This window comes from Bacteroides sp. HMSC067B03 (assembly GCF_001811315.1).
In the GTDB taxonomy this organism is placed as follows: Bacteria; Bacteroidota; Bacteroidia; order Bacteroidales; family Bacteroidaceae; genus Bacteroides; species Bacteroides faecis.
On record NZ_KV804360.1, the window covers coordinates 111628 to 137264 of the forward strand.

General features: G+C 42.5%; 24 protein-coding genes and 2 pseudogenes. 22 read left to right on the forward strand and 4 right to left on the reverse strand.

The genetic code is table 11. The features are described 5' to 3' along the window. Nucleotides 1-14 precede the first annotated feature (14 nt). From HMPREF2794_RS13175 to miaA, 22 genes and pseudogenes are all read left to right on the forward strand, one after another. Nucleotides 15-1307 (forward strand): hypothetical protein, encoded by a 1293-nt coding sequence (locus HMPREF2794_RS13175; RefSeq protein WP_010536831.1) that lies wholly within the window; start codon nt 15-17, stop codon nt 1305-1307. 35 nt (nt 1308-1342) lie between these two features. Then, nucleotides 1343-1603, forward strand: a complete 261-nt coding sequence (locus HMPREF2794_RS28970; RefSeq protein ID WP_010536830.1) for a hypothetical protein — start codon at nt 1343-1345, stop codon at nt 1601-1603. A gap of 432 nt (nt 1604-2035) precedes the next feature. Next, a complete protein-coding gene (locus HMPREF2794_RS13185; protein WP_070751659.1) occupies nt 2036-2533 on the forward strand; it encodes a hypothetical protein in 498 nt (165 codons plus the stop codon). A 20-nt stretch (nt 2534-2553) separates the two neighbouring features. Further along, nucleotides 2554-4200 carry a flotillin family protein gene (locus tag HMPREF2794_RS13190; protein WP_010536828.1) on the forward strand — a complete coding sequence of 549 codons (1647 nt, stop codon included), beginning with the start codon at nt 2554-2556 and terminating at the stop codon, nt 4198-4200. A 169-nt stretch (nt 4201-4369) separates the two neighbouring features. Further along, the gene (locus tag HMPREF2794_RS13195; protein WP_022302083.1) at nt 4370-5047 is read left to right on the forward strand and encodes a DUF5715 family protein; all 678 of its coding nucleotides are present in this window, start codon (nt 4370-4372) and stop codon (nt 5045-5047) included. 112 nt (nt 5048-5159) lie between these two features. Then, nucleotides 5160-5261, forward strand: a pseudogene (locus HMPREF2794_RS27795) (AAA family ATPase); the annotation flags it as partial. A 115-nt stretch (nt 5262-5376) separates the two neighbouring features. Further along, on the forward strand, nt 5377-6393 hold the full coding sequence (locus tag HMPREF2794_RS13200; RefSeq protein WP_010536826.1) for a PhoH family protein: 1017 nt from the start codon (nt 5377-5379) through the stop codon (nt 6391-6393). Nucleotides 6394-6439: 46 nt separating this feature from the next. Further along, nucleotides 6440-7384, forward strand: coding sequence for a phosphoribosylaminoimidazolesuccinocarboxamide synthase (locus HMPREF2794_RS13205; RefSeq protein ID WP_010536825.1), 945 nt, complete (start codon nt 6440-6442; stop codon nt 7382-7384). Between the two features lie 2 nt (nt 7385-7386). After that, the gene (gene ubiE / locus HMPREF2794_RS13210) at nt 7387-8124 is read left to right on the forward strand and encodes a bifunctional demethylmenaquinone methyltransferase/2-methoxy-6-polyprenyl-1,4-benzoquinol methylase UbiE (protein WP_010536824.1); all 738 of its coding nucleotides are present in this window, start codon (nt 7387-7389) and stop codon (nt 8122-8124) included. Nucleotides 8125-8162: 38 nt separating this feature from the next. Further along, a complete protein-coding gene (locus HMPREF2794_RS13215; protein WP_010536823.1) occupies nt 8163-8909 on the forward strand; it encodes a shikimate dehydrogenase family protein in 747 nt (248 codons plus the stop codon). A gap of 69 nt (nt 8910-8978) precedes the next feature. Next, nucleotides 8979-9929, forward strand: coding sequence for an alpha/beta hydrolase (locus HMPREF2794_RS13220; protein WP_022302081.1), 951 nt, complete (start codon nt 8979-8981; stop codon nt 9927-9929). Between the two features lie 9 nt (nt 9930-9938). Next, nucleotides 9939-10855 (forward strand): annotated as a pseudogene (locus HMPREF2794_RS13225) (YgcG family protein). A gap of 50 nt (nt 10856-10905) precedes the next feature. Further along, nucleotides 10906-11487 carry a LemA family protein gene (locus HMPREF2794_RS13230; protein ID WP_010536820.1) on the forward strand — a complete coding sequence of 194 codons (582 nt, stop codon included), beginning with the start codon at nt 10906-10908 and terminating at the stop codon, nt 11485-11487. A gap of 282 nt (nt 11488-11769) precedes the next feature. Beyond that, nucleotides 11770-12936: an AIR synthase-related protein gene (locus tag HMPREF2794_RS13235; protein ID WP_010536819.1), complete on the forward strand. Its 1167-nt coding sequence runs from the start codon at nt 11770-11772 to the stop codon at nt 12934-12936. 3 nt (nt 12937-12939) lie between these two features. Then, on the forward strand, nt 12940-14052 hold the full coding sequence (prfA, locus tag HMPREF2794_RS13240) for a peptide chain release factor 1 (protein WP_010536818.1): 1113 nt from the start codon (nt 12940-12942) through the stop codon (nt 14050-14052). A gap of 17 nt (nt 14053-14069) precedes the next feature. Beyond that, nucleotides 14070-14894, forward strand: coding sequence for an orotidine-5'-phosphate decarboxylase (gene pyrF / locus HMPREF2794_RS13245; protein ID WP_010536817.1), 825 nt, complete (start codon nt 14070-14072; stop codon nt 14892-14894). A gap of 9 nt (nt 14895-14903) precedes the next feature. Next, nucleotides 14904-16133 carry an HD domain-containing protein gene (locus tag HMPREF2794_RS13250; RefSeq protein WP_010536816.1) on the forward strand — a complete coding sequence of 410 codons (1230 nt, stop codon included), beginning with the start codon at nt 14904-14906 and terminating at the stop codon, nt 16131-16133. Nucleotides 16134-16214: 81 nt separating this feature from the next. Further along, on the forward strand, nt 16215-17255 hold the full coding sequence (lpxD, locus tag HMPREF2794_RS13255) for a UDP-3-O-(3-hydroxymyristoyl)glucosamine N-acyltransferase (protein ID WP_010536815.1): 1041 nt from the start codon (nt 16215-16217) through the stop codon (nt 17253-17255). 11 nt (nt 17256-17266) lie between these two features. Next, nucleotides 17267-18652, forward strand: a complete 1386-nt coding sequence (locus HMPREF2794_RS13260) for a bifunctional UDP-3-O-[3-hydroxymyristoyl] N-acetylglucosamine deacetylase/3-hydroxyacyl-ACP dehydratase (RefSeq protein ID WP_010536814.1) — start codon at nt 17267-17269, stop codon at nt 18650-18652. Nucleotides 18653-18667: 15 nt separating this feature from the next. Next, complete coding sequence (lpxA, locus tag HMPREF2794_RS13265; RefSeq protein WP_010536813.1) at nt 18668-19435, forward strand: acyl-ACP--UDP-N-acetylglucosamine O-acyltransferase; 768 nt, start codon at nt 18668-18670, stop codon at nt 19433-19435. A 21-nt stretch (nt 19436-19456) separates the two neighbouring features. Beyond that, the gene (locus HMPREF2794_RS13270) at nt 19457-20011 is read left to right on the forward strand and encodes an IS1096 element passenger TnpR family protein (protein ID WP_010536812.1); all 555 of its coding nucleotides are present in this window, start codon (nt 19457-19459) and stop codon (nt 20009-20011) included. A 127-nt stretch (nt 20012-20138) separates the two neighbouring features. Continuing rightward, nucleotides 20139-21047, forward strand: coding sequence for a tRNA (adenosine(37)-N6)-dimethylallyltransferase MiaA (miaA, locus tag HMPREF2794_RS13275; RefSeq protein WP_010536811.1), 909 nt, complete (start codon nt 20139-20141; stop codon nt 21045-21047). 41 nt (nt 21048-21088) lie between these two features. On the opposite strand, the gene HMPREF2794_RS13280 is transcribed toward miaA, so the two are convergent. From HMPREF2794_RS13280 to HMPREF2794_RS13295, 4 genes are all read right to left on the reverse strand, one after another. After that, nucleotides 21089-21460 (reverse strand): DUF4488 domain-containing protein, encoded by a 372-nt coding sequence (locus HMPREF2794_RS13280; protein ID WP_227034070.1) that lies wholly within the window; start codon nt 21458-21460, stop codon nt 21089-21091. 191 nt (nt 21461-21651) lie between these two features. After that, a complete protein-coding gene (locus HMPREF2794_RS13285; protein ID WP_070751660.1) occupies nt 21652-23985 on the reverse strand; it encodes a M56 family metallopeptidase in 2334 nt (777 codons plus the stop codon). Between the two features lie 43 nt (nt 23986-24028). After that, the gene (locus tag HMPREF2794_RS13290) at nt 24029-24844 is read right to left on the reverse strand and encodes a hypothetical protein (RefSeq protein ID WP_227034072.1); all 816 of its coding nucleotides are present in this window, start codon (nt 24842-24844) and stop codon (nt 24029-24031) included. An 81-nt stretch (nt 24845-24925) separates the two neighbouring features. Next, nucleotides 24926-25291 (reverse strand): BlaI/MecI/CopY family transcriptional regulator, encoded by a 366-nt coding sequence (locus HMPREF2794_RS13295; RefSeq protein ID WP_010536794.1) that lies wholly within the window; start codon nt 25289-25291, stop codon nt 24926-24928. Nucleotides 25292-25637: the final 346 nt, after the last annotated feature.

Here is a 25637-nt window from a genome sequence, read left to right on the forward strand (position 1 = left end):
AAAACAATAAAGATATGAAACGTATTCATAACATACTATACAATCTGTTATTAATCGCAGGACTCAGTTCCTGCGTAACAGACAATGCGCTTGATGACTGTCCCAACCAAGGAGGTAACGAGACAGCAACTGCACAAGTTGTGCTTAGTTTGTCTATTCCTGACGGGCAACTGCCTCCTACACGTGTTGTCAGTGAATCAGAAGTAAACTCATTGTGGGTATTAGAGTTTGAAAACGATATTCTGAAAGAAAAAATAGACATTACAGCAAAATATAATAACGCTAATGGCAAGCGTCTTTATATTGCTATTGAAGAAACTGAGCATCCGGTTATTTTATCAATAGTAGCTAACCAAAACGTATCTAGTTTAGATATAGGTACAGAAAAAGAAGTTGCATTACAGAAACTTACATTTGATAATGCTCAGACTCTTAAGTATGTTCCTATGTATGGAGAAACAGTAGAATTTGAAAATATCAATAGAGACAACTCGTACGACACAAGTGTGGAACTAGTTCGTGCACTTACCAAAATAGAAATACAATATAGTTCTACACAAACAGAGGAAGAATTCACTTTCTTAGGTATTAAAGTATTGAATACAAATGCAAAGGGATATGTTAAATCTTTAGGAATCCCTACTCAAACATCTGTAAAAAGTGTAGCTGCTGATCCTGTCTCCATTAATAGTAAACTAAAAACAGCTTCTGTTTATATTGCCGAAACTAATAATAATGAAAGTAATAAGATTCAGATATTAGTTCATGGAAGATATAAGGGAACAGATTGCTGGTATCGCTTGGACATGATAAAAGAGAATGAAAAGGATGAAATTACAATTCTAAAACGCAACTATAAGTATGTTTTCGCCCTTCAAAATGTGAATTTCTTAGGACGCACTGAATCTGATGTTATGGAAGGAGATCCTGATAATAAAGCTTTTGATGCCCGCCTTATGACTCTCAATGCAGAAGAAGCAGACATTTTGGATATTACAACCGATGATGAATATTTTTTAGGAGTAAACTCATCCACACTTCAATCAACTGTAAACGATGGAGGTCTCTGTTTTGCAAAACTAAAGATTCTGACGAACAATGTCTTTCAAGGTTGGGCCATCGTAGATGCACCTGAAGGCGTAACATTCAACCCTGGAACAACCGGAGGATTGGCTAATTCTGACGAACAAAGAAAAGTGGAAACAGTGTGGATATATATAGATAAAACCAAAGTAACAAAAGACTTCGATTTTTATGTAACTACCGGTAAAATCAGAAAAGTAATTACTGTATCATTTTCTAAATGATGTATTAATAAATATAAAACCAGTACTATAATATTATGGAACCAAAAGACATCCTACAACTAGAATCATCAGATGAGCGACAAGCCTATCTGTTTGAAGAGAATGGACGGTGGTACGCTTATGAGCATTCAGCCCACCGGATCAACAAATTTGTAGAAGGCTTTGTAGACTTCAAACACAAGGTGCAAGATGTCTGCGGTCGAATCAAAGTGGAAATAGATCTCAGTGTATTGGAAAAGTGTTCCATCACACTGTGTGAAGATTCACTGCTTGTACTTGATTGTCCTGCAGCATAAAAGCTGTAGAAGAGTATAAGTTTCATAACTTTTATTTAATATAATTACACAATATATTGTTTGTTTTGTTTGTGTTCCTCAGTCCACTCAGAGGCAGCTTGTGAAAGTAGCGCTGAGTGGGTGGGGATTTTTTGTGCATAAGTTAAACAAGTTGGCTATCTATGTATTACATAAAATGTGTAACGCAAAATATGTAGTAGCCAAGAAGCCTAATCTTCCTTCCCCGTACACGGTTACAATATCTCCGAATCCTTCTGCGACCAAAAAAACAGAAAAATGATTTCTTCTTTGCAAAATGAGCGTAACCTGATCCTGATAACACCCCGCAAATAGAAATTATTTATTTTTTGACTAATAATCTTTGTTTATCTCCTATAAACCTGTATATTTGGAGTATGATAACTGATACTCTTATATTAATACAGAATTACTATGAGCCATACCATTTTCCTAATCATCGCCCTCGTCACTACAGGAATTTTTCTTATTCAATTCGTATTATCGATCTTCTTCGGAGATATGGATGCAGATGTAGATGTGGATGCTGACATCAGCAGTGTAGTATCTTTCAAAGGTCTCACCCACTTCGGGATCGGATTCGGATGGTATATGTATCTGGCAGGAAATGCCGATATAGCAAGTTATGCAATCGGGATTCTGGTAGGTCTGTTCTTTGTCTTTGCCGTATGGTTTCTTTATAAGAAAGCCTATCAGCTGCAACAAGTGAACCGGTCTGAACAAACGGATCAGCTGGTAGGACGGGAATGTACCATCTACTTCAAGCAAACCGACAACAAATATACAGTACAGACAAGCCGGGACGGCGCCATGCGCGAAGTGGACGTGATTTCCGAAACCGGCAAAGCATATCAGACCGGAGACAGAACGATCATCAGCAGCTACAAAGACGGAACTTTATACATTAAATAACTATTCAAATACACAATTTTATGACACAAGAAATGCTAATCATGGCTGCTATCCTAGTGGCGGTCATCCTACTTACCTTTATCGGCATCCTGTCGCGCTATCGTAAATGTAAGAGTGACGAAGTCCTCGTAGTATACGGTAAAACAGGGGGAGAAAAGAAATCAGCCAAGTTATATCACGGTGGAGCTGCTTTCGTATGGCCGATTATACAGGGTTACGAATTCCTTTCCATGAAACCATTGCAGATTGACTGTAAACTGACAGGAGCACTATCTGCCCAAAATATCCGTGTGGACGTACCGACCACCATCACCGTAGCGATCAGCACAGACCCGGAAGTGATGCAAAACGCTGCCGAACGTATGCTGGGACTGACGATGGACGACAAACAAAACCTGATTACTGATGTAGTATACGGTCAAATGCGTCTGGTCATTGCGGACATGACAATTGAGGAACTGAACTCCGACCGGGACAAATTCTTATCGAAAGTAAAAGATAACATCGACACGGAACTCCGCAAGTTCGGTTTGTATCTGATGAACATCAACATCAGTGATATCCGCGACGCTGCCAACTACATTGTCAACCTAGGTAAGGAAGCCGAAAGCAAGGCGCTGAACGAAGCACAAGCCAACATCGAAGAACAGGAAAAGCTGGGTGCTATCAAAATTGCCAATCAGATAAAGGAACGCGAAACAAAGGTTGCAGAAACCCGCAAGGACCAGGATATCGCCATTGCCGAAACCAAAAAGCAACAGGAAATCTCTGTGGCAAATGCAGATAAGGAAAGAATCTCTCAGGTAGCCTTTGCCAACGCAGACAAAGAATCGCAAGTGGCAAAAGCGGAAGCAGAAAAGAACATCCGTATCGAACAGGCAAATACCGAAAAGGAAAGCCGCGTTGCCGAACTGAACTCCGACATGGAAATCAAACAGGCAGAAGCTGCAAAGAAGGCAGCTATCGGACGAAATGACGCGCAAAAGGAAGTGGCTTTATCAAATGCCGAATTAGCTGTCACACAGGCAAATGCCGACAAGCAGGCCGGTGAAGCCGCCGCAAAATCGGAAGCTGCCGTACAAACTGCCCGGGAAATAGCCCAGAAAGAGGTGGAAGAAGCAAAAGCGAAGAAAGTAGAATCTTCATTGAAAGCAGAAAAGATCGTTCCTGCAGAAATCGCCAGACAAGAGGCTATCTTACAAGCAAACGCCATCGCTGAAAAAATCACCCGTGAAGCTGAAGCACGCGCAAAAGCAACTCTGGCACAAGCGGAAGCAGAAGCAAAAGCCATCCAGCTGAAACTGGAAGCGGAAGCGGAAGGTAAGAAAAAGTCATTGCTTGCAGAAGCAGAAGGTTTTGAGGCAATGGTAAGAGCTGCCGAATCAAATCCTGCCATCGCCATACAATACAAGATGGTAGACCAGTGGAAGGAAATAGCCGGAGAACAAGTGAAGGCTTTCGAACACATAAACTTGGGCAATATCACCGTATTCGACGGAGGAAACGGAGGAACAAGCAACTTCCTCAATACGCTGGTGAAAACAGTAGCACCGAGCCTCGGTGTACTGGACAAACTGCCAATCGGCGAAACAGTAAAGGGAATCATCAACCCGGAAAGTAAAACGGAAGAGAAACCTGCCGGAAAGACGGAAGAGAAGAAAAAATAAATCTTCTGACATCACAAATGAACTGCCGATAGAATATCTTAATATCTATCGGCAGTTTGTAGTTTTAATCACACTAATTATACCCAATAGGATACAATTAGAGAATTATTGCCTATCCACAAGGAAAACTAAAGCAAAATAACATATCTTTGCAGGCAAAAAATTAAAAATGAACCGCTATAAACTCCACTTTCTGCCTTTATTTATATTGATCACGGGATTTATCACGCTTACTGCCGGCTGCAAAAAGAAAGATATGTCTCTCAAATTGAATGAACCCCGCAACATCCGCGGTGTGGTCAGTTACAAACGTTCTTTCCCCGACTTAAACGACACGCACTTAGCTGTGGCAAAGACCATCGGCATCTGCCCGCCAGAAGACAGGGATGCTGCCGAAAAGATGAAAGACAAGCTTATCCATATCACCGACAATCAATTTTATGCGATAGACTCACTGACACATTCCATCCCCTACCTTATACCTCGTGCCAGCGAATTACTCGATACCATTGGTGCCAACTTCCTTGATTCACTGACAGCAAAAGGTTTGAACCCAAACCAAATAATCGTCACTTCCGTACTGCGTTCACAAAGTGATGTGAAACGTCTGCGCCGCCGCAATGGAAATGCTTCCGCAAACTCCGCCCATTGTTATGGTGCAACCTTCGATGTTAGCTGGAAACGATTCAAAAAGGTGGAAGACAAAGACGGACGTCCCTTGCAGGATGTCAATGCCGACACGCTGAAACTCGTTCTGTCCGAGGTACTGAGAGACTTGCGCCAAGCCGATAAATGCTACATAAAATATGAATTAAAACAGGGATGCTTCCACATCACAGCAAGATGAACTGTATTTCCGGAAATTTGAATGAGGGAAACACAAAACCTTCAAACTAAATTTTGTGTTATAACGGGAAACGGCTATCCTTGTATGAATCCAACGTTAAAAGAATCAGATCATGAACAAGCTATACTCCATTGGCATACAGAATTTTGAAAGTCTACGAAAAGACGGTTACTTCTATGTTGATAAAACCGCTTTGATTTCTTCAGCAATGAAACAAGAAACATCGAGAAGTGGATAGTAGAATAATTGCAATAAAATTCACCCGTAAACAGCCGAAGAATCCAAAACGTTTCACTAAATTTGCAGAAATTTTTCTTTAATACGATTCAATGATAGAGAAACTGATTGTTCTTGAGGATATTGACCCGGTTATTTTTTACGGCGTAAACAACGCCAACATACAGTTAATTAAAGCTTTATATCCAAAGCTACGTATTGTTGCCCGCGGCAATGTCATCAAAGTGCTGGGCGATGAGGAAGAAATGTGTGCCTTCGAAGAAAATATCACCAAACTCGAAAAATATTGTGCCGAATATAATTCGCTGAAAGAGGAAGTCATCATCGATATTATAAAAGGGAATGCTCCGCAAGCGGAACAAACCGGAAATGTGATTGTTTTCAGCGTTACCGGCAAACCTATCATCCCACGAAGCGAAAACCAACTGAAGCTGGTAGAAGGCTTTGCCAAAAACGATATGGTATTCGCCATCGGCCCTGCCGGCTCGGGAAAGACATATACTGCCATTGCCCTCGCCGTTCGTGCACTGAAAAACAAGGAGATCAAGAAGATTATCCTCAGTCGCCCCGCAGTAGAAGCCGGAGAAAAGCTCGGTTTCCTGCCCGGAGATATGAAAGATAAGATCGACCCGTACCTGCAACCATTATATGATGCACTACAGGACATGATACCCGCAGCCAAGTTAAAGGAATACATGGAACTGAACATTATTCAGATTGCCCCGTTAGCATTTATGCGCGGACGTACGCTGAATGACGCAGTCGTGATTCTCGACGAAGCGCAGAATACCACTACACAGCAAATCAAAATGTTCCTCACCCGCATGGGTATGAATACCAAAATGATTGTGACGGGAGATATGACACAGATCGACCTCCCTGCCTCACAAACCTCGGGATTGGTGCAAGCACTCCGTATCCTGAAAGGTGTGAAGGGAATCAGCTTTGTGGAGTTGAACAAAAAAGATATTGTACGCCATAAACTGGTGGAACGCATCGTAGATGCTTACGAAAAATTCGACAAGGAGGCGAAAGCCGAAAGGGAGAAACGAAAGAATGAACAACTGATTATCAACGGCGAACGACCGGTGAAGCAAGTCAACAACTAATCGTTTCTGTGATTTGTAACTTGTAATTTGTAATTATAATAAGACAATGAAAGCATTAACAAAAACAGATTTCAACTTTCCGGGGCAGAAGAGCGTGTACCACGGAAAAGTGCGCGATGTGTACAACATCAACGACGAAAAACTCGTCATGGTAGCAACCGACCGTATCTCGGCTTTCGATGTGGTTTTACCTGAAGGTATCCCTTACAAAGGCCAAATGCTGAATCAGATTGCAGCCAAATTCCTCGATGCCACTACTGACATCTGTCCGAACTGGAAAATGGCTACGCCGGACCCGATGGTAACTGTCGGAGTATTGTGCGAAGGTTTCCCGGTAGAAATGATTGTACGCGGTTATCTGTGTGGTAGCGCATGGCGTACTTACAAAAGCGGTGTACGTGAAATCTGCGGTGTGAAACTGCCGGACGGTATGCGCGAAAACGAGAAATTCCCCGAACCGATCGTTACTCCCACTACTAAAGCCGAAATGGGACTGCACGACGAAGATATCTCTAAGGAAGAAATTCTGAAACAAGGACTCGCTACTCCCGAAGAGTATGAAATTCTAGAGAAATACACACTGGCTCTTTTCAAACGTGGAACTGAAATCGCTGCTGAACGCGGCCTGATTCTTGTTGATACAAAATATGAATTTGGTAAGCATAACGGTACAATCTACCTGATGGACGAAATCCATACACCGGACTCAAGCCGTTATTTCTACTCAGACGGCTATCAGGAACGCTTCGAAAAAGGTGAACCTCAGAAACAGCTTTCTAAAGAATTCGTTCGTGAATGGTTGATGGAAAACGGTTTCCAGGGAAAAGACGGTCAGAAAGTACCTGAAATGACTCCGGCTATCGTACAGAGCATCAGCGATCGTTATATCGAGTTGTTCGAAAACATCACCGGTGAGAAATTTGTGAAAGAAGATACCAGCAATATCGCTGAACGTATCGAAAAGAACGTAATGAATTTCTTGAGCAAATAAGAATGGACTACCCACAACAACATATCAAGCCTTACAACGAAGACGGCAAAAAGACCGAGCAAGTGGAACGCATGTTCGACAACATCGCACATGCCTACGACAAACTGAATCATACCCTTTCTCTGGGTATCGACCGCAGTTGGCGTCGTAAAGCTATTGCATGGCTCCGTCCCTTCCGCCCGCAACACATCATGGATGTCGCTACCGGCACGGGGGACTTTGCCATCCTCGCCTGCCGCGAACTAAAACCCGACGAACTGATCGGAACGGATATATCGGAAGGCATGATGAACGTGGGTCGTGAAAAAGTAAAGAAGGAAGGACTCTCGGACAAAATTTCTTTTGCCCGGGAGGACTGCACTTCTCTCTCCTTTGCCGACAATAGATTTGACGCTATCACCGTAGCATTCGGTATCCGCAATTTTGAAGACCTGGACAAGGGGCTTTCCGAAATGTGCCGCGTACTGAAACCGGGCGGACATCTGGTTATCCTGGAACTGACTACTCCGGACCGCTTCCCCATGAAGCAACTGTTCGCCATCTACTCGAAAATAGTGATCCCATTGCTAGGCAAACTCCTCTCCAAAGACAACAGTGCCTACCATTATCTGCCGGACACTATCAAAGTATTTCCCCAAGGGGAAGTCATGAAAGGAGTCATATCGAAAGCCGGATTCGGCGAAGTTCATTTCCGACGGTTAACATTTGGTATCTGCACACTTTATACGGCGACTAAATAATGAAGAATGATGAATAATTAATTTAATCCTTTCGTGTCATGGAAAAATACGGTTTAATCGGCTACCCTTTGCGACATTCGTTTTCAATCGGCTACTTTAACGAAAAGTTTAGATCCGAAGGCATCAATGCGGAATATGTGAATTTCGAGATTCCCAATATCAATGACTTTATGGAAGTTATCGAAGAGAATCCCAACTTGTGTGGGCTTAATGTTACCATCCCTTACAAGGAACAAGTGATTCCTTTTCTGAACGAACTAGACCGGGATACTGCTAAAATTGGTGCGGTAAACGTCATCAAGATTATCCGCCAACCGAAAGGGAAAGTAAAGCTGGTCGGCTACAACTCCGACATAATCGGTTTTACACAATCTATTCAGCCACTGCTACAGCCACAACACAAAAAAGCGCTGATTCTTGGTACCGGAGGCGCCTCTAAAGCTGTCTACCACGGACTTAAGAACCTGGGCATCGAAAGCGTATTCGTATCACGGACCCACAAAACCGACGATATGCTGACTTATGAAGAACTGACTCCGGAAATTATGGAAGAACACACCGTAATTGTCAACTGTACTCCGGTAGGAATGTATCCCAAAGTAGATTTCTGTCCCAATATACCTTACGAGCTACTGACTCCAAACCATTTGCTTTACGATTTGTTATATAATCCGAACGTCACTCTTTTCATGAAGAAGGGAGAAGCACAAGGTGCTGTTACGAAAAACGGTTTGGAAATGCTGCTTCTACAGGCATTTGCCGCTTGGGAAATATGGCACCGATAAGAAAGGTGCCGACATCCGTTTTCTGGTAAATTAAGAATAAAGGCGTGTATTCAATTAAGGGGATTTATGATGAAAAAGAAAGTAGTCTATAGCATTATTATTATCATGCTGGTGTTTACCAGCTGTACTATCGGCGGGAGTTTTTATATGTTGAATTTCTCCTTGACACCGAATGCCAAAATATTGTCTAAAGATGCCGATTCTTATCCTTTTATGTACAGAAACTATCCCTTCCTGCGTCCGTGGGTGGATAGTCTGAGACAAGCAGATGCGCTGAAGGATACTTTCATTATCAATCCACAGGGTATTCAGCTGCATGCCTTTTATGTTGCTGCACCTGCACCAACCAATAAAACGGCTGTCATCGTGCATGGATATACCGACAATGCAATCCGTATGTTTATGATCGGGTATCTGTATAATCGTGATCTGGGATATAATATTCTGCTTCCCGACCTGCAACATCAGGGAGAGAGTGAAGGTCGTGCCATTCAAATGGGATGGAAAGACCGGATCGACGTTCTGCAATGGATGAACATTGCGAATGAAATCTTTGGAGACAGCACTCAAATGGTGGTACATGGCATCTCCATGGGAGGTGCCACCACAATGATGGTATCGGGCGAAAAGCAAAAGCCCTTTGTGAAATGTTTTGTAGAAGATTGCGGTTACACAAGCGTATGGGATGAATTCTCGCACGAACTCAAGTCTTCTTTCCATCTGCCTGCTTTCCCATTAATGTATACTACAAGCTGGCTATGCGAAAAAAAATACGGATGGGATTTCAAAGAAGCTTCTTCACTGAAGCAAGTGGCGAAATGTGAACTGCCCATGCTTTTTATTCATGGAGACAAGGACACATACGTACCTACATGGATGGTTTATCCACTCTATGAAGCAAAACCGGACCCCAAAGAACTCTGGATCGTACCGGGAGCAGCCCATGCTGTTTCGTACAAAGAGAATAAACAGGAATACACCGACAAAGTAAGGGATTTCGTCGGACAGTATATTCATTAAACCTATTATATGAAATCAATATCAACACTTATACTTGCTATTTTTCTACTGATTCCACTGCAAGCCCAAGATAAAGTATATACGGTAGACAACTTGCCGAAAGTACATCTGCAGAATAAAATGCAATATGTATGCAACCCGGCAGGGATACTTTCTCAAGCAGCTTGCGACACGATAGATTCTATGCTTTACGCACTGGAACAACAGACAGGGATTGAAACGGTAGTTGCCGTAGTACCTTCTATTGGCGATATGGAGTGTTTTGACTTCTGCCACCAGCTACTCAACCAATGGGGTGTAGGCAAGAAAGGGAAAGATAATGGATTGGTCATCCTATTGGTTACGGACCAGCGCTGTATTCAGTTTTATACCGGATATGGTTTGGAAGGGGTACTTCCCGATGCGATATGCAAACGCATTCAGACTAAATACATGATTCCCTATCTCAAAAACGGTAACTGGAACGAAGGGATGGTAGCCGGTATCAAGGCAACCTGCCAGCGACTTGACGGTTCGATGAAAAATGACTCGCTTTCCGAATCGAATAATGAATCAATGGATTTCATATACTCTATTAGTTTGCCGTAATCGGTGTAGGAATCGCCTTTTTTGCTGCAAGAAAACAAAGCCGTTGCCCCAAATGCGGGAAACATACGCTGCAAAGAAGCGGAAGCAGAGTTGTCTCACGGGTTAATGGAGTAAAGACAGAAGATGTCACCTATACTTGCAAGAACTGTGGAAATACCATCATACGCCGTCAGCAAAGCTATGACAGTGACTACCACCACAGAGGTGGCGGCGGAGGCGGCCCGTTCATCGGTGGCTTCGGAGGCGGCGGTGGCTTCGGAGGCGGTGGCGGAGGCTTTAGCGGAGGCAGCTTCGGCGGAGGAATGGGTGGCGGAGGAGGAGCCGGTTCACGGTTCTGACCCCAACAGATAATATTAAATAATCAAATACTCATAAAAAAGTAAGAAACATGAAAAAGTCAATTATCATCATTTTAGCCGTTGTGGCTATCCTTGTTATATGGGCAGTCAGTGTATATAACGGCCTTGTTACCATGGATGAGAATGTAACCGGTCAATGGGCGAATGTAGAAACTCAATACCAACGTCGGGCAGACTTGATTCCTAATCTTGTAAACACAGTGAAAGGATATGCTTCGCATGAAAAAGAGACGCTGGAAGGAGTGGTAGAAGCACGTAGCAAAGCTACCCAGATCAAAGTTGACGCCGACGGACTGACTCCGGAAAAACTCGCTGAATATCAAAAAGCACAAGGCGCTGTTACTTCCGCACTTGGTAAACTGCTCGCTATCAGCGAAAGTTATCCTGACCTGAAAGCAAATCAGAACTTCCTTGAACTACAAGCTCAACTGGAAGGTACTGAAAACCGTATTAATGTAGCTCGCAAAAACTTCAATGATGCAGCACAATCGTATAATACAAATATCCGCCGTTTCCCGAAGAATATATTTGCAGGAATGTTCGGATTCGATAAGAAAGCATACTTTGAGGCGGAAGAAGGGACTGAAAAGGCTCCGAAAGTAGAATTCTAAAAAATGATTTCTTAAAAAGCTTCTTAGCAAAAGTTGGAAGAACCGCCACAACAACACTTCCATAAAAGAGCGTTAAAAAGGAACTTTAGCCCACGTTCCTTTAACGCTTCTATTTCTCTCATTCTTCTCTTTATCAGCAGAATGCTAAAAAAACGGCAAGTCACCAATTAACACTTTTAGGTTTTATTCCTCTTCCGAACGAAGCTTGATAAACAAATAGTTGGCTGTACGAAAAAAAAGCAGTACTTTTGCAGCCGTATACAAAAAATAATTCTTTAACTCATGAGTAATCAACGATACATGATGCGGGGTGTAAGCGCATCAAAAGAAGATGTGCACAACGCCATCAAGAACATCGACAAAGGAATTTTCCCAAAAGCATTCTGCAAAATTATTCCTGACATACTGGGTGGAGACCCGGAATATTGCAACATCATGCATGCCGACGGTGCCGGGACTAAATCTTCCCTTGCCTATATGTACTGGAAAGAGACTGGCGACCTGTCTGTATGGAAAGGTATTGCACAGGACGCATTGATTATGAATATCGACGACCTGCTTTGTGTAGGTGCCGTAGACAACATCCTCGTTTCTTCAACTATCGGACGTAACAAACTGCTGATTCCCGGCGAAGTAATCTCCGCTATCATCAACGGCACAGACGAATTGCTGGCTGAACTCCGTGAAATGGGGGTAGGTGTATATGCTACCGGCGGAGAAACTGCTGACGTCGGCGACTTGGTACGCACAATCATCGTAGACTCTACCGTAACTTGCCGTATGAAACGTTCAGACGTCATCAATAATGCCAATATCCGTCCGGGAGATGTCATTGTTGGCCTCGCCTCTTACGGACAGGCTACTTATGAAAAAGAATATAACGGCGGTATGGGCAGCAACGGCTTGACAAGTGCACGTCACGACGTTTTCGGCAAATACCTCGCTGAAAAATATCCGGAAAGTTATGATGCCGCTGTCCCCGAAGAACTGGTCTACTCCGGAAGATTGAAATTGACAGATACTGTAGAGAATTCTCCAATTGACGCAGGCAAACTGGTACTCTCTCCTACCCGCACCTATGCTCCGGTAGTGAAAAAGTTGCTTGACGCCTTACGTCCGGAAATACACGGTATGGTTCACTGCTCCGGTGGTGCGCAAACCAAAGTCCTGCATTTCGTAGAAAATGTCCGTGTAGTAAAAGACAACCTTTTCCCCGTTCCTCCTTTGTTCAAGACCATCCAGGAACAGAGCGGCACAGACTGGGCAGAAATGTACAAGGTATTCAATATGGGACACCGTCTTGAAGTATACCTGTCACCGGAACATGCAGAAGAGGTTATCGCTATTTCCGAATCATTCGGTATCCCTGCACAGATAGTAGGACGTATCGAAGCATGTGACCAGACAGAATTAATTATTAAAAGCGAGTTCGGAGAATTCAGATATTAAAGAATGGCAGATAACAGCACCATATTAGAAAAATTGGACGGACTTGTAGCCCGTTTTGAAGAAATATCTACCCTTATCACCGACCCGGCAGTAATTGCCGACCAGAAACGTTATGTCAAACTGACTAAAGAATACAAGGATCTGGATGACTTGATGAAAGCCCGCAAAGAATATATTCAACTGCTGGGTAATATCGAAGAAGCCAAAAATATTCTGTCGAATGAGTCGGACGCCGACATGCGTGAAATGGCTAAAGAGGAGATGGACAATAGTCAGGAACGTCTTCCGGTATTGGAAGAAGAAATCAAGCTGATGCTTGTTCCTGCCGATCCACAAGACAGCAAAAATGCAATCCTCGAAATCCGAGGCGGTGCGGGGGGAGACGAAGCCGCTATCTTTGCCGGCGACCTTTTCCGTATGTATGCCAAGTTTTGTGAGACCAAAGGATGGAAAATGGAAGTATCCAACGCGAATGAAGGAACTGCCGGAGGATACAAAGAAATTGTTTGCAGTGTCACCGGAGACAACGTCTACGGAATATTGAAATATGAATCGGGGGTACACCGTGTACAACGTGTCCCTGCTACAGAAACACAGGGACGTGTACATACTTCCGCCGCCTCAGTAGCCGTGCTTCCCGAAGCTGAAGAATTTGACGTGGTCATCAACGAAGGGGAAATCAAATGGGATACTTTCCGAAGCGGTGGTGCAGGCGGCCAGAACGTCAACAAGGTAGAATCCGGCGTGCGCTTGCGCTATATCTGGAAGAACCCTAACACAGGCATTGCAGAAGAAATTCTGATTGAATGTACCGAAACCCGTGACCAGCCGAAAAACAAAGAACGTGCTCTGGCACGTCTGCGTACCTTTATCTACGACAAAGAGCATCAGAAGTATATCGACGACATAGCTTCCAAACGTAAGACAATGGTATCTACCGGCGACCGTTCGGCCAAAATCCGTACTTACAACTATCCTCAAGGACGTATCACCGACCATCGTATCAACTATACAATCTATAATCTTGCCGCCTTTATGGACGGAGACATTCAAGATTGTATCGATCATCTGATCGTAGCAGAAAACGCGGAACGTCTGAAAGAAAGTGAACTCTAAAAAATTATAGTATAGACATGAATAAACAACAGTTATTTGAAAACATAAAACGCAAGAAATCATTCCTTTGCGTAGGACTTGATACTGATATCAAGAAGATTCCTGAACACCTGTTGAAAGAAGAAGACCCGATTTTTGCATTCAATAAAGCGATTATCGACGCAACAGCCGACTTGTGTATCGCCTACAAACCCAATCTCGCTTTTTACGAAAGCATGGGCGTTAAAGGCTGGATCGCATTTGAAAAGACAGTAAAATATATCAAGGAGAACTATCCTGACCAGTTCATCATTGCCGATGCAAAACGTGGGGATATCGGAAACACTTCTGCCATGTATGCCCGTACTTTCTTCGAAGAACTGGATATAGATTCTGTAACCGTAGCTCCTTATATGGGTGAAGACAGCGTGACACCGTTCCTGACTTACGAAGGCAAATGGGTGATCTTGCTGGCATTGACTTCCAATAAAGGTTCTCACGACTTCCAGTTGACAGAAGACGCAAACGGTGAACGCCTCTTCGAAAAAGTGTTGCGCAAATCGCAGGAGTGGGCAAATGACGAACGTATGATGTACGTAGTCGGCGCTACTCAAGGACGCGCTTTTGAGGATATCCGCAAAATTGTCCCCAACCATTTCCTCCTTGTTCCGGGTGTCGGAGCACAAGGTGGTTCGCTTGAAGAAGTTTGCAAATACGGAATGAACAGTACCTGCGGCTTGATTGTTAATTCTTCCCGTGGAATTATCTACGTTGATAAAACAGAAAAGTTTGCCGAAGCTGCCCGCACCGCTGCACAAGAAGTACAGGCACAAATGGCAGATCAACTGAAAGCGATTCTCTAAAGAAAAGGAATGCCTTACGAAAGAAAGATAATCAACGATCCGGTATTCGGATTTATCAATATACCAAAGGGGTTACTGTACGACATCGTACGGCATCCCCTTTTGCAGCGTCTTACCCGCATCAAGCAGGTAGGTCTCTCGTCAGTGGTATACCCCGGCGCGCAACATACTCGTTTCCAGCACTCATTAGGTGCTTTCTACCTGATGAGCGAAGCGATCACTCAGCTAACCTCCAAAGGCAATTTTATCTTCGACAGTGAAGCAGAAGCCGTACAGGCAGCTATCCTGTTGCATGACATCGGACATGGTCCGTTTTCTCATGTACTTGAGGATACGATTGTACAGGGAGTTTCTCATGAAGAAATCTCTCTGATGCTGATGGAACGAATGAACAAAGAGATGAACGGGCAACTTAGTCTCGCCATCCAGATATTCAAGGACGAATATCCGAAGCGATTCCTGCATCAACTCGTCAGCGGCCAGCTGGATATGGACCGCCTCGATTATCTTCGCCGTGACAGTTTCTATACCGGTGTTACAGAAGGAAACATCGGCTCTGCCCGCATCATCAAGATGCTTGATGTAGCCGATGACCGACTTGTCATTGAATCCAAAGGCATCTACTCCATCGAAAATTTCCTGACGGCACGCCGCCTGATGTATTGGCAGGTATACCTGCACAAAACATCAGTAGCTTATGAACGAATGCTTATCAGCACGCTGCTTCGTGCCAAAGAACTGGCATCGCAGGGAGTAGAATTATTTGCCTCACCGGCATTGCATTTCTTTCTATATAATGACATTAATCATACGGAGTTCTATAACAATCCCGATTGTCTGGAAAATTTCATCCAATTGGATGACAATGATATCTGGACTGCCTTGAAAGTATGGAGCAATCATCCGGACAAAGTTCTTTCCACACTCAGCCTGGGCATGATTAACCGAAATATCTTTAAAGTGGAAATTTCTTCCGAACCTATTGGCGAAGACAGAATAAAAGAGTTAACTTTGCAAATCAGCCAACAACTAGGCATAACCCTTTCCGAAGCGAACTATTTTGTCTCTACCCCCAGCATCGAAAAGAATATGTACGACCCGGCAGATGACAGTATTGATATTATCTACAAAGACGGCACTATCAAAAATATTGCCGAGGCATCGGACATGCTGAACATCTCATTATTGTCCAAAAAGGTAAAGAAATACTATCTCTGCTACCAGAGATTGCATAGATAAGTATAAAATATTCATTCAATAACACGGAAATCTGAAAAAAAAATCCGTTATTTGTGAACTAATTTAATTTAAAATAAAGACATGGAGTTCTCGGCTAAGCAAATTGCAGCATTTATCCAAGGGGAAATCATTGGAGATGAAAACGCAACGGTACACACATTCGCTAAAATAGAAGAGGGAATGCCCGGAGCTATTTCTTTCCTGTCGAACCCTAAATATACGCCTTATATCTACGAGACACAATCAAGCATTGTATTAGTTAATAAAGATTTTGTCCCTGAGCATGAGATTCATGCTACTCTGATCAAAGTAGACAATGCTTATGAAAGCCTGGCGAAGCTGCTCAATCTCTATGAAATGAGCAAACCCAAGAAACAAGGTATCGATTCACTGGCTTTTATTGCCCCCAGTGCTAAAATTGGCGAGAACGTATATATCGGTGCCTTCGCCTATATCGGTGAAAACGTCATTATCGGAGATAATACCCAAATTTACCCTCATACTTTCGTTGGAGACGGTGTGAAGATAGGCAACGGTTGCCTTCTTTACTCAAATGTAAATGTTTATCATGACTGCCGCATCGGTAACGAATGTATCCTGCATTCAGGTGCAGTAATCGGCGCCGATGGATTCGGCTTCGCTCCTACCCCGAACGGATACGATAAGATTCCGCAAATCGGAATTGTGATTCTGGAAGATAAAGTGGATATAGGTGCCAACACCTGTGTAGATCGTGCTACTATGGGAGCTACGATTGTACATAGCGGTGCTAAAATAGATAATCTGGTACAGATTGCCCATAACGACGAAGTCGGCTCACATACAGTAATGGCGGCACAAGTCGGTATAGCAGGTTCTACCAAAATAGGAGAATGGTGTATGTTTGGTGGTCAGGTAGGTATTGCCGGACACATTAATATCGGCGACCGGGTCAATCTGGGAGCACAATCAGGCGTACCAAGCAGTATCAAAGCAGACAGCGTACTGATCGGAACTCCTCCCACAGAACCGAAAACTTACTTTAAAGCTGCTGTTGTAGCTAAGAATTTGCCGGATATGCAAAAAGAACTACGCAATCTGCGCAAAGAAGTAGAAGAATTAAAACAACTATTAAATAAGTAAATAAGTAACCAATGCTGAAACAAAAAACGCTGAAAGATAGCTTTTCACTGAGCGGGAAAGGTCTTCACACTGGACTTGATCTCACTGTAACTTTTAATCCTGCCCCGGACAATCACGGATACAAAATCCAGCGTATTGACGTGGAAGGACAACCAACTATCGATGCAGTAGCCGACAATGTGACGGAAACAACCCGTGGCACAGTATTGTCGAAGAACGGAGTCAAAGTAAGCACTGTAGAGCATGGTATGGCAGCCCTTTATGCATTGGGCATCGATAACTGCCTCATCCAGGTGAATGGTCCGGAATTTCCGATTTTGGACGGTAGTGCACAATATTACGTACAAGAAATAGAGCGTGTAGGAACAGAAGAGCAAAGTGCTGTCAAGGATTTTTATATCATCAAATCTAAAATTGAATTCCGGGATGAATCAACAGGGTCTTCTATCATCGTACTACCGGACGAGAATTTTAGTCTGAACGTACTGGTTTCCTATGATTCAACCATTATTCCTAACCAGTTTGCAACGCTTGAGGATATGCATAAATTCAAAGACGAAGTGGCTGCCAGCCGTACTTTCGTCTTTGTTCGCGAAATAGAGCCGCTTCTCTCTGCCGGCCTCATTAAAGGTGGAGACCTGGACAATGCGATCGTTATTTACGAGCGCAAAATGTCACAGGAGAGTTATGATAAACTGGCTGACGTAATGGGAGTTCCTCACATGGACGCAGACCAGTTGGGCTACATTAATCACAAGCCATTGGTTTGGCCGAACGAATGTGCCCGTCACAAACTACTGGACGTTATCGGTGATCTTGCTTTGATTGGTAAACCGATAAAAGGCCGCATCATCGCCACCCGCCCCGGTCACACGATCAACAATAAGTTTGCACGCCAGATGCGGAAAGAGATTCGTCTGCACGAAATTCAGGCACCGACCTATGACTGCAACCGCGAACCGGTGATGGACGTGAACCGTATCCGCGAACTGCTGCCGCACCGTTATCCTTTTCAATTGGTAGACAAAGTAATTGAAATGGGTGCCAGCTATATAGTAGGCATCAAAAATATCACAGCAAACGAGCCTTTCTTTCAGGGACATTTCCCACAGGAACCAGTGATGCCGGGCGTACTTCAGGTAGAGGCAATGGCACAGGTGGGCGGTTTGCTCGTTCTCAATTCTGTTGACGAACCGGAACGCTATTCCACCTATTTCATGAAAATAGACGGTGTGAAGTTCCGCCAGAAAGTAGTACCGGGAGATACACTGCTTTTCCGTGTAGAATTACTAGCTCCGATCCGTCGTGGCATCTCTACAATGAAAGGTTATGCATTCGTCGGCGAAAAAGTTGTTTGTGAAGCAGAATTCATGGCACAAATAGTAAAAAATAAATAAACCCAAACTAAAGACATGGTAAGTCCTCTAGCGTATATTCATCCCGAAGCTAAAATCGGAGAAAATGTAGAAATTGCGCCTTTTGTATTTATTGATAAAAACGTAGTTATTGGCGATAATAATAAGATTATGGCTAATGCGAACATCTTGTATGGTTCGCGTATTGGCAATGGAAATACGATCTTTCCGGGTGCTGTCATCGGAGCAGTTCCACAAGACCTCAAGTTTCGTGGAGAAGAATCAACTGCTGAGATCGGAGACAATAATCTGATTCGTGAGAATGTTACAGTCAACCGTGGTACGGCAGCTAAAGGGCGTACCATTGTAGGAAGCAACAACTTATTAATGGAAGGAGTGCATGTAGCACACGATGCACTGATCGGTAACGGATGTATTATCGGCAACTCTACCAAGATGGCAGGTGAAATCGTTATTGACGACAATGCTATTATCAGTGCCAATGTATTAATGCATCAGTTTTGCCATGTAGGCAGCCATGTAATGATTCAGGGCGGATGCCGGTTCAGTAAAGATATTCCCCCTTACATCATTGCAGGACGCGAGCCTATCGCTTTCAGTGGAATCAATATCATCGGGCTTCGTCGCCGTGGTTTTTCCAATGAAGTGATTGAAAGTATCCACAATGCCTATCGTATCATTTACCAAAGTGGATTGAATACGACAGATGCATTGAAAAAAATTGAAGATGAAGTTGAATCTAGTCCGGAAATAGACTATATTATTAACTTTATCCGTAATTCAGAACGTGGTATTATTAAATAAACAGTTCAAAATAGTCATATTATGATATACAGATTTACTATCATATCTGATGAAGTTGACGATTTTGTCAGAGAAATACAAATTGATCCGGAAGCTACATTCTTTGACTTCCATGAAGCAATACTGAAATCAGTAGGGTACACAAACGACCAGATGACTTCTTTCTTCATCTGTGATGATGACTGGGAAAAAGAAAAAGAAATTACTTTAGAAGAAATGGACGACAATCCGGAAATGGATAGTTGGGTAATGAAAGACACTATTATCAGCGAACTGGTAGAGGATGAAAAGCAAAAACTGTTGTATGTATTCGACTACATGACAGAGCGTTGTTTCTTCATCGAATTGTCTGAAATCATCACCGGAAAAGAGATGACCGGTGCCAAATGTACCAAAAAATCGGGTGATGCTCCGAAACAAACGATAGACTTTGAAGAAATGGCTGCCGCAAGTAGCTCACTCGATCTGGACGAAAACTTCTATGGTGATCAAGATTTCGATATGGAAGATTTTGATCAGGAAGGATTCGACATAGGCGGTAACGCAAGCAGCTCCTACGAAGAAGAGAAATTCTAATTAATTGACAGTTGACAATTGACAGTTGACAATTGGCTGCACACTAAGAATAACAATAAAAATTAGTTGTCCAGTCACTTATCACCTGTCAATTGTCAGTTGTCAATTATCAATTGTCAATTAATCCATGCCCACTCTCATCGTTTTAATCGGACCTACAGGAGTAGGAAAAACAGAATTAAGCCTGCGACTGGCAGAAAGCTTTCACACCAGCATTGTCTCTGCTGATTCAAGACAACTTTATGCTGAACTAAAAATAGGAACAGCGGCTCCTACCCCAGATCAATTAAAACGTGTACCTCATTACCTGGTAGGTACTCTCCATCTCACCGATTATTACAGTGCCGCTCAATATGAGCAGGAAGCTATGGAAATCCTTCGTCAATTATTCACAAAACATGAGGTAGTAGTACTGACAGGTGGGTCTATGATGTACGTAGATGCCATTTGCAAGGGCATTGATGACATTCCCACCGTTGATGCGGAGACGCGTCAGGTAATGCTACAAAAGTATGAGGAAGAAGGACTGGAACAGCTTTGCTCAGAACTACGCTTATTAGATCCGGAATATTATCGTATAGTAGACTTGAAAAACCCCAAGCGTGTGATTCATGCACTGGAGATTTGCTATATGACTGGAAAGACATATACATCTTTCCGTACCCAACAGAAAAAACAACGTCCCTTCCGTATCCTTAAGGTCGGACTGACCCGCGACCGGGAGGAACTCTATGATCGCATTAACCGCCGTGTAGACCAGATGATGGAAGAAGGATTACTGGACGAAGTACGTTCCGTACTTCCTTACCGGCATTTAAACTCTCTCAATACGGTAGGGTATAAAGAACTGTTCAAATACCTGGACGGGGAATGGGAGCTTTCTTTTGCTATCGAAAAGATAAAGCAAAATTCACGCATTTATTCACGTAAACAGATGACGTGGTTCAAAAGGGATGAAGAAATACGCTGGTTTCATCCGGAACAAGAAACGGAGATACTTGAGTACCTCCGCATGGAAAAAGACACTATGAAATAAAAACTATTTCAGTTTATAAAGTTAAGTTTTGAACCTTTTACTCATTTGCCCAATTCCGGCACCTTTTGGTAAACTTCACGATAAACACTATTACCCAACTGAAACAGAAGCGTCATCTTCTTTCCGTCAATCCGATAAGATATAGGAACAATAGCATTCGCTGATCTTCCGTGTTCATTTCGTAGCTTCTCACAGTAAAGACCTTTGGCAATGATACTATACTCACCCGAACGAGTAATTTTGTAAGGACAAAATACACCGTCTGAATTGCGGCTATCTATGTCAACTGCATTTTTGACATAAGCATCTACATTGAAATAATTACCATCTTTATCCAGCACCTTATATCTAACCACTTGCGAAGTATCATCACTCTGGACAAGTTTCCAGATTCCTTTTAAGTTTTGACTCATACAAAGATCAGACACAAGAAAAAGAAATGAAACAGCTAGTAAAATCTTACAAAATTTTGTTTTCATAATAGATAGAATTTTAAGTTTAACAAATAGTTAATAATATGTATGTCACTTTTATTTCTTATTTAAATTCGCATTTTTGCATATTAATATATAAACGTCAACCCCTACTTAGATAAAGCCTACCCTCATTTGCCCTTTAAAACAACTTTGAGTGCAGATTTCACTTTGACTTCAATGGTCGGTTTATCATTATAACCTATCAAAAGCACCCCTTTCTTAGGAGCTTTTATCGTAAAATGACCATTCGCATCTGTTCTTTCCATGAATCCCGTTCCTTTTACATTCACAATAGCCACAGTTGGCTTCCCATCTTCGCCGTACACTTCTCCTGTGACGGTAATCCAGTCGGAACGATATTTATCAGTTTTCAGACGGACTACCTTCTTCTTGCCAAAATCATCGACGGAAACTGCCTTTATCTCCTTGGCAGACATTCCTTTCAATTTTGTTTTCCTGATTTCATCGTCATCTATGCAATAAATCACTTCTCCCTCTACCCCTTTTGCCACACTTTCTGCCAGTTCCAAAGCATCGGCATAAGGCTTTTTCGAGCCATTCTTTTGAAATTCATACTCTCCTTCCGTAAGCAAAGTGATAAGTACCACGCCATTTTTCCCTTTTTCTCCATAAGCATCTATAGCTGCTTTATCTTTCAATACAGTAAAGTTTTTAATACGTTCGGGAGAAAGTGTAGAAATAGCATCAGACTTCACTTCCTTACCATCAATGATAATCAAAGCCGCATTCATTCGTTTTGTTTGGTCCGCATGCCATTCAGCATCATGAGGGCCACCTATTACAAAGGTATTTTCCTTTTTGGGCAGTTCACTTTCAGTATTTATTTTTGTAGGATTCGGAAGGTTTTCTTTGTTTGGGTACTTTCGCTCTGCTTTCAAATTGACAAGAATGACTCCATCTTTTCCCCTATTGCCATAGACTGCCATAGCTTGCTTACCTTTCATGACAGACAGGCTCCTGATGCGATCAGGAGAAATGTTGGATAAGGGATCGTCTCCCAAGGCTTCTTCACCATCTATGAAAACCAAAGGTTGCCCTCCGGTAGCAGAATGAAATTTAACTCCCCAATTCTTGTCTCCACTGTTTAGTGCATCCAGTCTCATTTTCACATTAGCACCGATTGCGTCTTTATTCGAAAACATCTGTACTTCCGTTGATTTAAGCTGGATGATCATAGCACCGTCTTTAGCTTTCTCCCCATATATTTTTACGGCATTCTCATTCTTCAATACAGAGATATTTTCAATACGACTAGGGTCTAAAGCATCTACCACCGCACGATCCGATTCTTTTCCATTAATAATAATCAAAGGAGTTTTTTCATTCGACAAAGAAGCACCGGATACGCTGATCGAAGTAGCCTTTTCACCCTTTACAATAAATACAGAATCCTTCGACATAACCTTGCCTACTACAACAACCTTGTTCTTTGCTGTATCGACCACAGATGCTTCCACTACATTTTCTTCATTTCTTGCTTCTAAAATTGCAGCCAAATCATTAACTTTGACCGCAGAAATCTCATCAGCCTTTTCAGAGATTTCGGGACGGGCAAAAGCAGTTACTGCAATAGCTGCCAGCGGAAGCACATATAAGTACTTCAAACGCGCCCAAGGGTTCGATTTTTCTTTTAACATCATAGTGATACGTTTTTTAAGTTTACTGTGATTAAAGCTGTTGGCCATAGAGTAGAGCCTTGTGCCAACAGCTTTTTTTATTAATAATAACTGATATTCTTTTGCATTCACCCCTTCATTGATAACGGTTTCATCAGCTTCGTATTCATGAATATTCTGCAATTCCTGCTTGAGCAGCCATGCTCCGGGGTTGAACCACTGAAAGAAGATACAAACATCGGCAATCAACAAGTCTATAGAATGGCGGTTACGAATATGCGCTGTCTCATGAATCAGAATTTCCCGTCCATTCTCTTCCAAATCCTTCCGGCTAATGACGATGTATTTCATCCAACTAAACGGAGCAACAGCCCGGTCGTGTACTACCAGCGTAATGCCTCTTTCCTGTTTCTCCCGCCTGCCGGAACAGATTAGTCTGATCAGACACAACAAAGAATAGACATTACGACAGACGAGAACGACAATTCCGGTCAGATAGACCAATAAAACTATTTGTATCCAAGAAAGAGAAACCGAATCGGGTGCCTGTTGCCATTCTCCTGTTTCGACTTCGGCAGGAACAGCATTCTCCATCTCTGCCATCATCAGTAATTGCTCGATGGAAAGAACAGCCTGTTGCACTTCAACCTGATGCCGTGTAGTCACTTCGATACAAGGAATGAGTAATGAAAGAAGCAATACTCCCAGCAAAGCAACACGATTGAAGCGATGAAATGTCTCCCTGCTCAACAATAACTTGAAAAACAGATAAAAGAGAACGAGGCAAACGGCTGATTTTAATATATAAATGAAGAAAGCTCCCATGATACAAAGTTTATGCTATGAATATTTCCGGTTTCGCCGGTTCTTACTTCTGTGTCAGTTGTTTCTTAAATTCATCCCAATAGTTCGGATTCTTTTTAGAAACAAGTACCCAAATTCCATTCTTGGCTTTCTGGCCGAATTTCTTCTCCAGCCCCGTACTTTCAGGCAAAATAGCATGCGTTTCTATGATATCGTCTTTTGCCAGTTGCATGAGTTGCTGATAGGTGATTTCCTTTCCATCCAACAAAATCAGTTGACCACTATACCCTATTCCGCCTTCTTTCTTAGCATACATATCAAAAAAGGCATCTACATCATTCGTCTCTATAATCGTCCGTGAAGTGGTTGTAGTCGAGGAAGTTACAAAAGAGTCAGCAGCATTGGAAGCAGCCTTGCTGACATTACTTCGTTTCTCGCCATAATTCTCATTCAATGACTTCAACATACCTTTTTTCACGTCCTCCACGAATTCTGCCAAACGTTCCGCAGTCCATGGAACAGAAGAAGAAAGGCGCAGCAATTCCCCGTTTTCTTTCTTATATATTGCTTTAGTGCTTACCAAGCCATCCCCGTTCTGATAAGATTGTGCGCTAGACCAGCCAAATCCTTCAGGCAACCGTAACTTTTCCGAATCCAATCTTAGTATCTGCACTGTATCCGATTCGGTATAACTTTCCTTCACGGGTATCTTCTCGAAGTGCAACACAGGATGCAAAGAATCAGTCTGACAGGCAGGCAGCGTATCATTCGCTGCAACATTGCTCGTCTCCTTATGATTATCGGCCCATGCACTGCAAGTAAAAAGAAACATTGTCACAGTAGCCAACGGCAGAGCAATCGAATACTTCAACTGTTTCATGGAATTAGATTTTTCTTTTGACATCATGTTTATTTGTTTTTAAGTAAATTGTGTTTATTCATAGTACCATAATAGTCTCGTTTACTTCCGATGTGCCTGTTCCACTTCCTGAATCAGTTGTTTCAGCTCATCCAAAGAAATGTCTTCCTCTTTGACCAAAGACGAAACAGCACTCAAATATGAATTATTGAAATACTTGCTGATTACATTCCGCAGTGTTCCTTTACGGAAATCTTCTTCGCTGACAACGGGATAGTACTGATAAGTATTCCCAAAAGTATGATGAGCTAGAAATCCCTTATCTTCAAGCCCGCGAACAATTGTAGATAACGTATTGAAATGAGGCTTCGGTTCCTCATAGAAAGCCAACATTTCTTTCACAAACAAAGGGCCTTTCTCCCAGAAATACCCCATCAGTTCCTCTTCTTTTACTGTCAATCCTTTCATATGTACAACATTGTTTGTTGCAAATAACGAGAAGTTTTAGTTCATAAACTAATTTTCATAGTTAAAGTAAACTAAAAGCTTTAGTTTATCTTCTTTTCTAACAATTCCAATGAGCTATTCCTGTTTCAGTATTCAGAACCGACTCTCTCTTCCATTTATCTGCTTATCCTTTATTTCTCAGCTCCTAAAAAAATAGAAAAAGATATTTTAGTCTCACGGTCTCATCAAGTATAACATAACTAACAGACTATAAGCCATATAAATAATGAGAGATACTTTTCACACCAGTATCTCTCATCATTTTCTCCATGAAATTGCGTAAGCGTCTCGGCGATGCCGTCTTTTC

What these genes read in the sequence shown, in the direction of transcription:
- HMPREF2794_RS13260 (WP_010536814.1), top strand. Translation starts at nt 17,267, where the DNA reads ATGCTGAAACAAAAAACGCTGAAAGATAGCTTTTCACTGAGCGGGAAA.
- HMPREF2794_RS13250 (WP_010536816.1), top strand. Translation starts at nt 14,904, where the DNA reads ATGCCTTACGAAAGAAAGATAATCAACGATCCGGTATTCGGATTTATC.
- HMPREF2794_RS13195 (WP_022302083.1), top strand. Translation starts at nt 4,370, where the DNA reads ATGAACCGCTATAAACTCCACTTTCTGCCTTTATTTATATTGATCACG.
- lpxA (WP_010536813.1), top strand. Translation starts at nt 18,668, where the DNA reads ATGGTAAGTCCTCTAGCGTATATTCATCCCGAAGCTAAAATCGGAGAA.
- miaA (WP_010536811.1), top strand. Translation starts at nt 20,139, where the DNA reads ATGCCCACTCTCATCGTTTTAATCGGACCTACAGGAGTAGGAAAAACA.
- ubiE (WP_010536824.1), top strand. Translation starts at nt 7,387, where the DNA reads ATGGACTACCCACAACAACATATCAAGCCTTACAACGAAGACGGCAAA.
- HMPREF2794_RS13290 (WP_227034072.1), bottom strand. Translation starts at nt 24,844, where the DNA reads ATGAAACAGTTGAAGTATTCGATTGCTCTGCCGTTGGCTACTGTGACA.
- HMPREF2794_RS13215 (WP_010536823.1), top strand. Translation starts at nt 8,163, where the DNA reads ATGGAAAAATACGGTTTAATCGGCTACCCTTTGCGACATTCGTTTTCA.
- HMPREF2794_RS13200 (WP_010536826.1), top strand. Translation starts at nt 5,377, where the DNA reads ATGATAGAGAAACTGATTGTTCTTGAGGATATTGACCCGGTTATTTTT.
- HMPREF2794_RS13270 (WP_010536812.1), top strand. Translation starts at nt 19,457, where the DNA reads ATGATATACAGATTTACTATCATATCTGATGAAGTTGACGATTTTGTC.
- HMPREF2794_RS13235 (WP_010536819.1), top strand. Translation starts at nt 11,770, where the DNA reads ATGAGTAATCAACGATACATGATGCGGGGTGTAAGCGCATCAAAAGAA.
- pyrF (WP_010536817.1), top strand. Translation starts at nt 14,070, where the DNA reads ATGAATAAACAACAGTTATTTGAAAACATAAAACGCAAGAAATCATTC.
- HMPREF2794_RS13280 (WP_227034070.1), bottom strand. Translation starts at nt 21,460, where the DNA reads ATGAGTCAAAACTTAAAAGGAATCTGGAAACTTGTCCAGAGTGATGAT.
- HMPREF2794_RS13220 (WP_022302081.1), top strand. Translation starts at nt 8,979, where the DNA reads ATGAAAAAGAAAGTAGTCTATAGCATTATTATTATCATGCTGGTGTTT.
- HMPREF2794_RS13295 (WP_010536794.1), bottom strand. Translation starts at nt 25,291, where the DNA reads ATGAAAGGATTGACAGTAAAAGAAGAGGAACTGATGGGGTATTTCTGG.
- HMPREF2794_RS13185 (WP_070751659.1), top strand. Translation starts at nt 2,036, where the DNA reads ATGAGCCATACCATTTTCCTAATCATCGCCCTCGTCACTACAGGAATT.
- HMPREF2794_RS28970 (WP_010536830.1), top strand. Translation starts at nt 1,343, where the DNA reads ATGGAACCAAAAGACATCCTACAACTAGAATCATCAGATGAGCGACAA.
- HMPREF2794_RS13205 (WP_010536825.1), top strand. Translation starts at nt 6,440, where the DNA reads ATGAAAGCATTAACAAAAACAGATTTCAACTTTCCGGGGCAGAAGAGC.
- HMPREF2794_RS13190 (WP_010536828.1), top strand. Translation starts at nt 2,554, where the DNA reads ATGACACAAGAAATGCTAATCATGGCTGCTATCCTAGTGGCGGTCATC.
- HMPREF2794_RS13285 (WP_070751660.1), bottom strand. Translation starts at nt 23,985, where the DNA reads ATGGGAGCTTTCTTCATTTATATATTAAAATCAGCCGTTTGCCTCGTT.
- HMPREF2794_RS13230 (WP_010536820.1), top strand. Translation starts at nt 10,906, where the DNA reads ATGAAAAAGTCAATTATCATCATTTTAGCCGTTGTGGCTATCCTTGTT.
- prfA (WP_010536818.1), top strand. Translation starts at nt 12,940, where the DNA reads ATGGCAGATAACAGCACCATATTAGAAAAATTGGACGGACTTGTAGCC.
- lpxD (WP_010536815.1), top strand. Translation starts at nt 16,215, where the DNA reads ATGGAGTTCTCGGCTAAGCAAATTGCAGCATTTATCCAAGGGGAAATC.
- HMPREF2794_RS13175 (WP_010536831.1), top strand. Translation starts at nt 15, where the DNA reads ATGAAACGTATTCATAACATACTATACAATCTGTTATTAATCGCAGGA.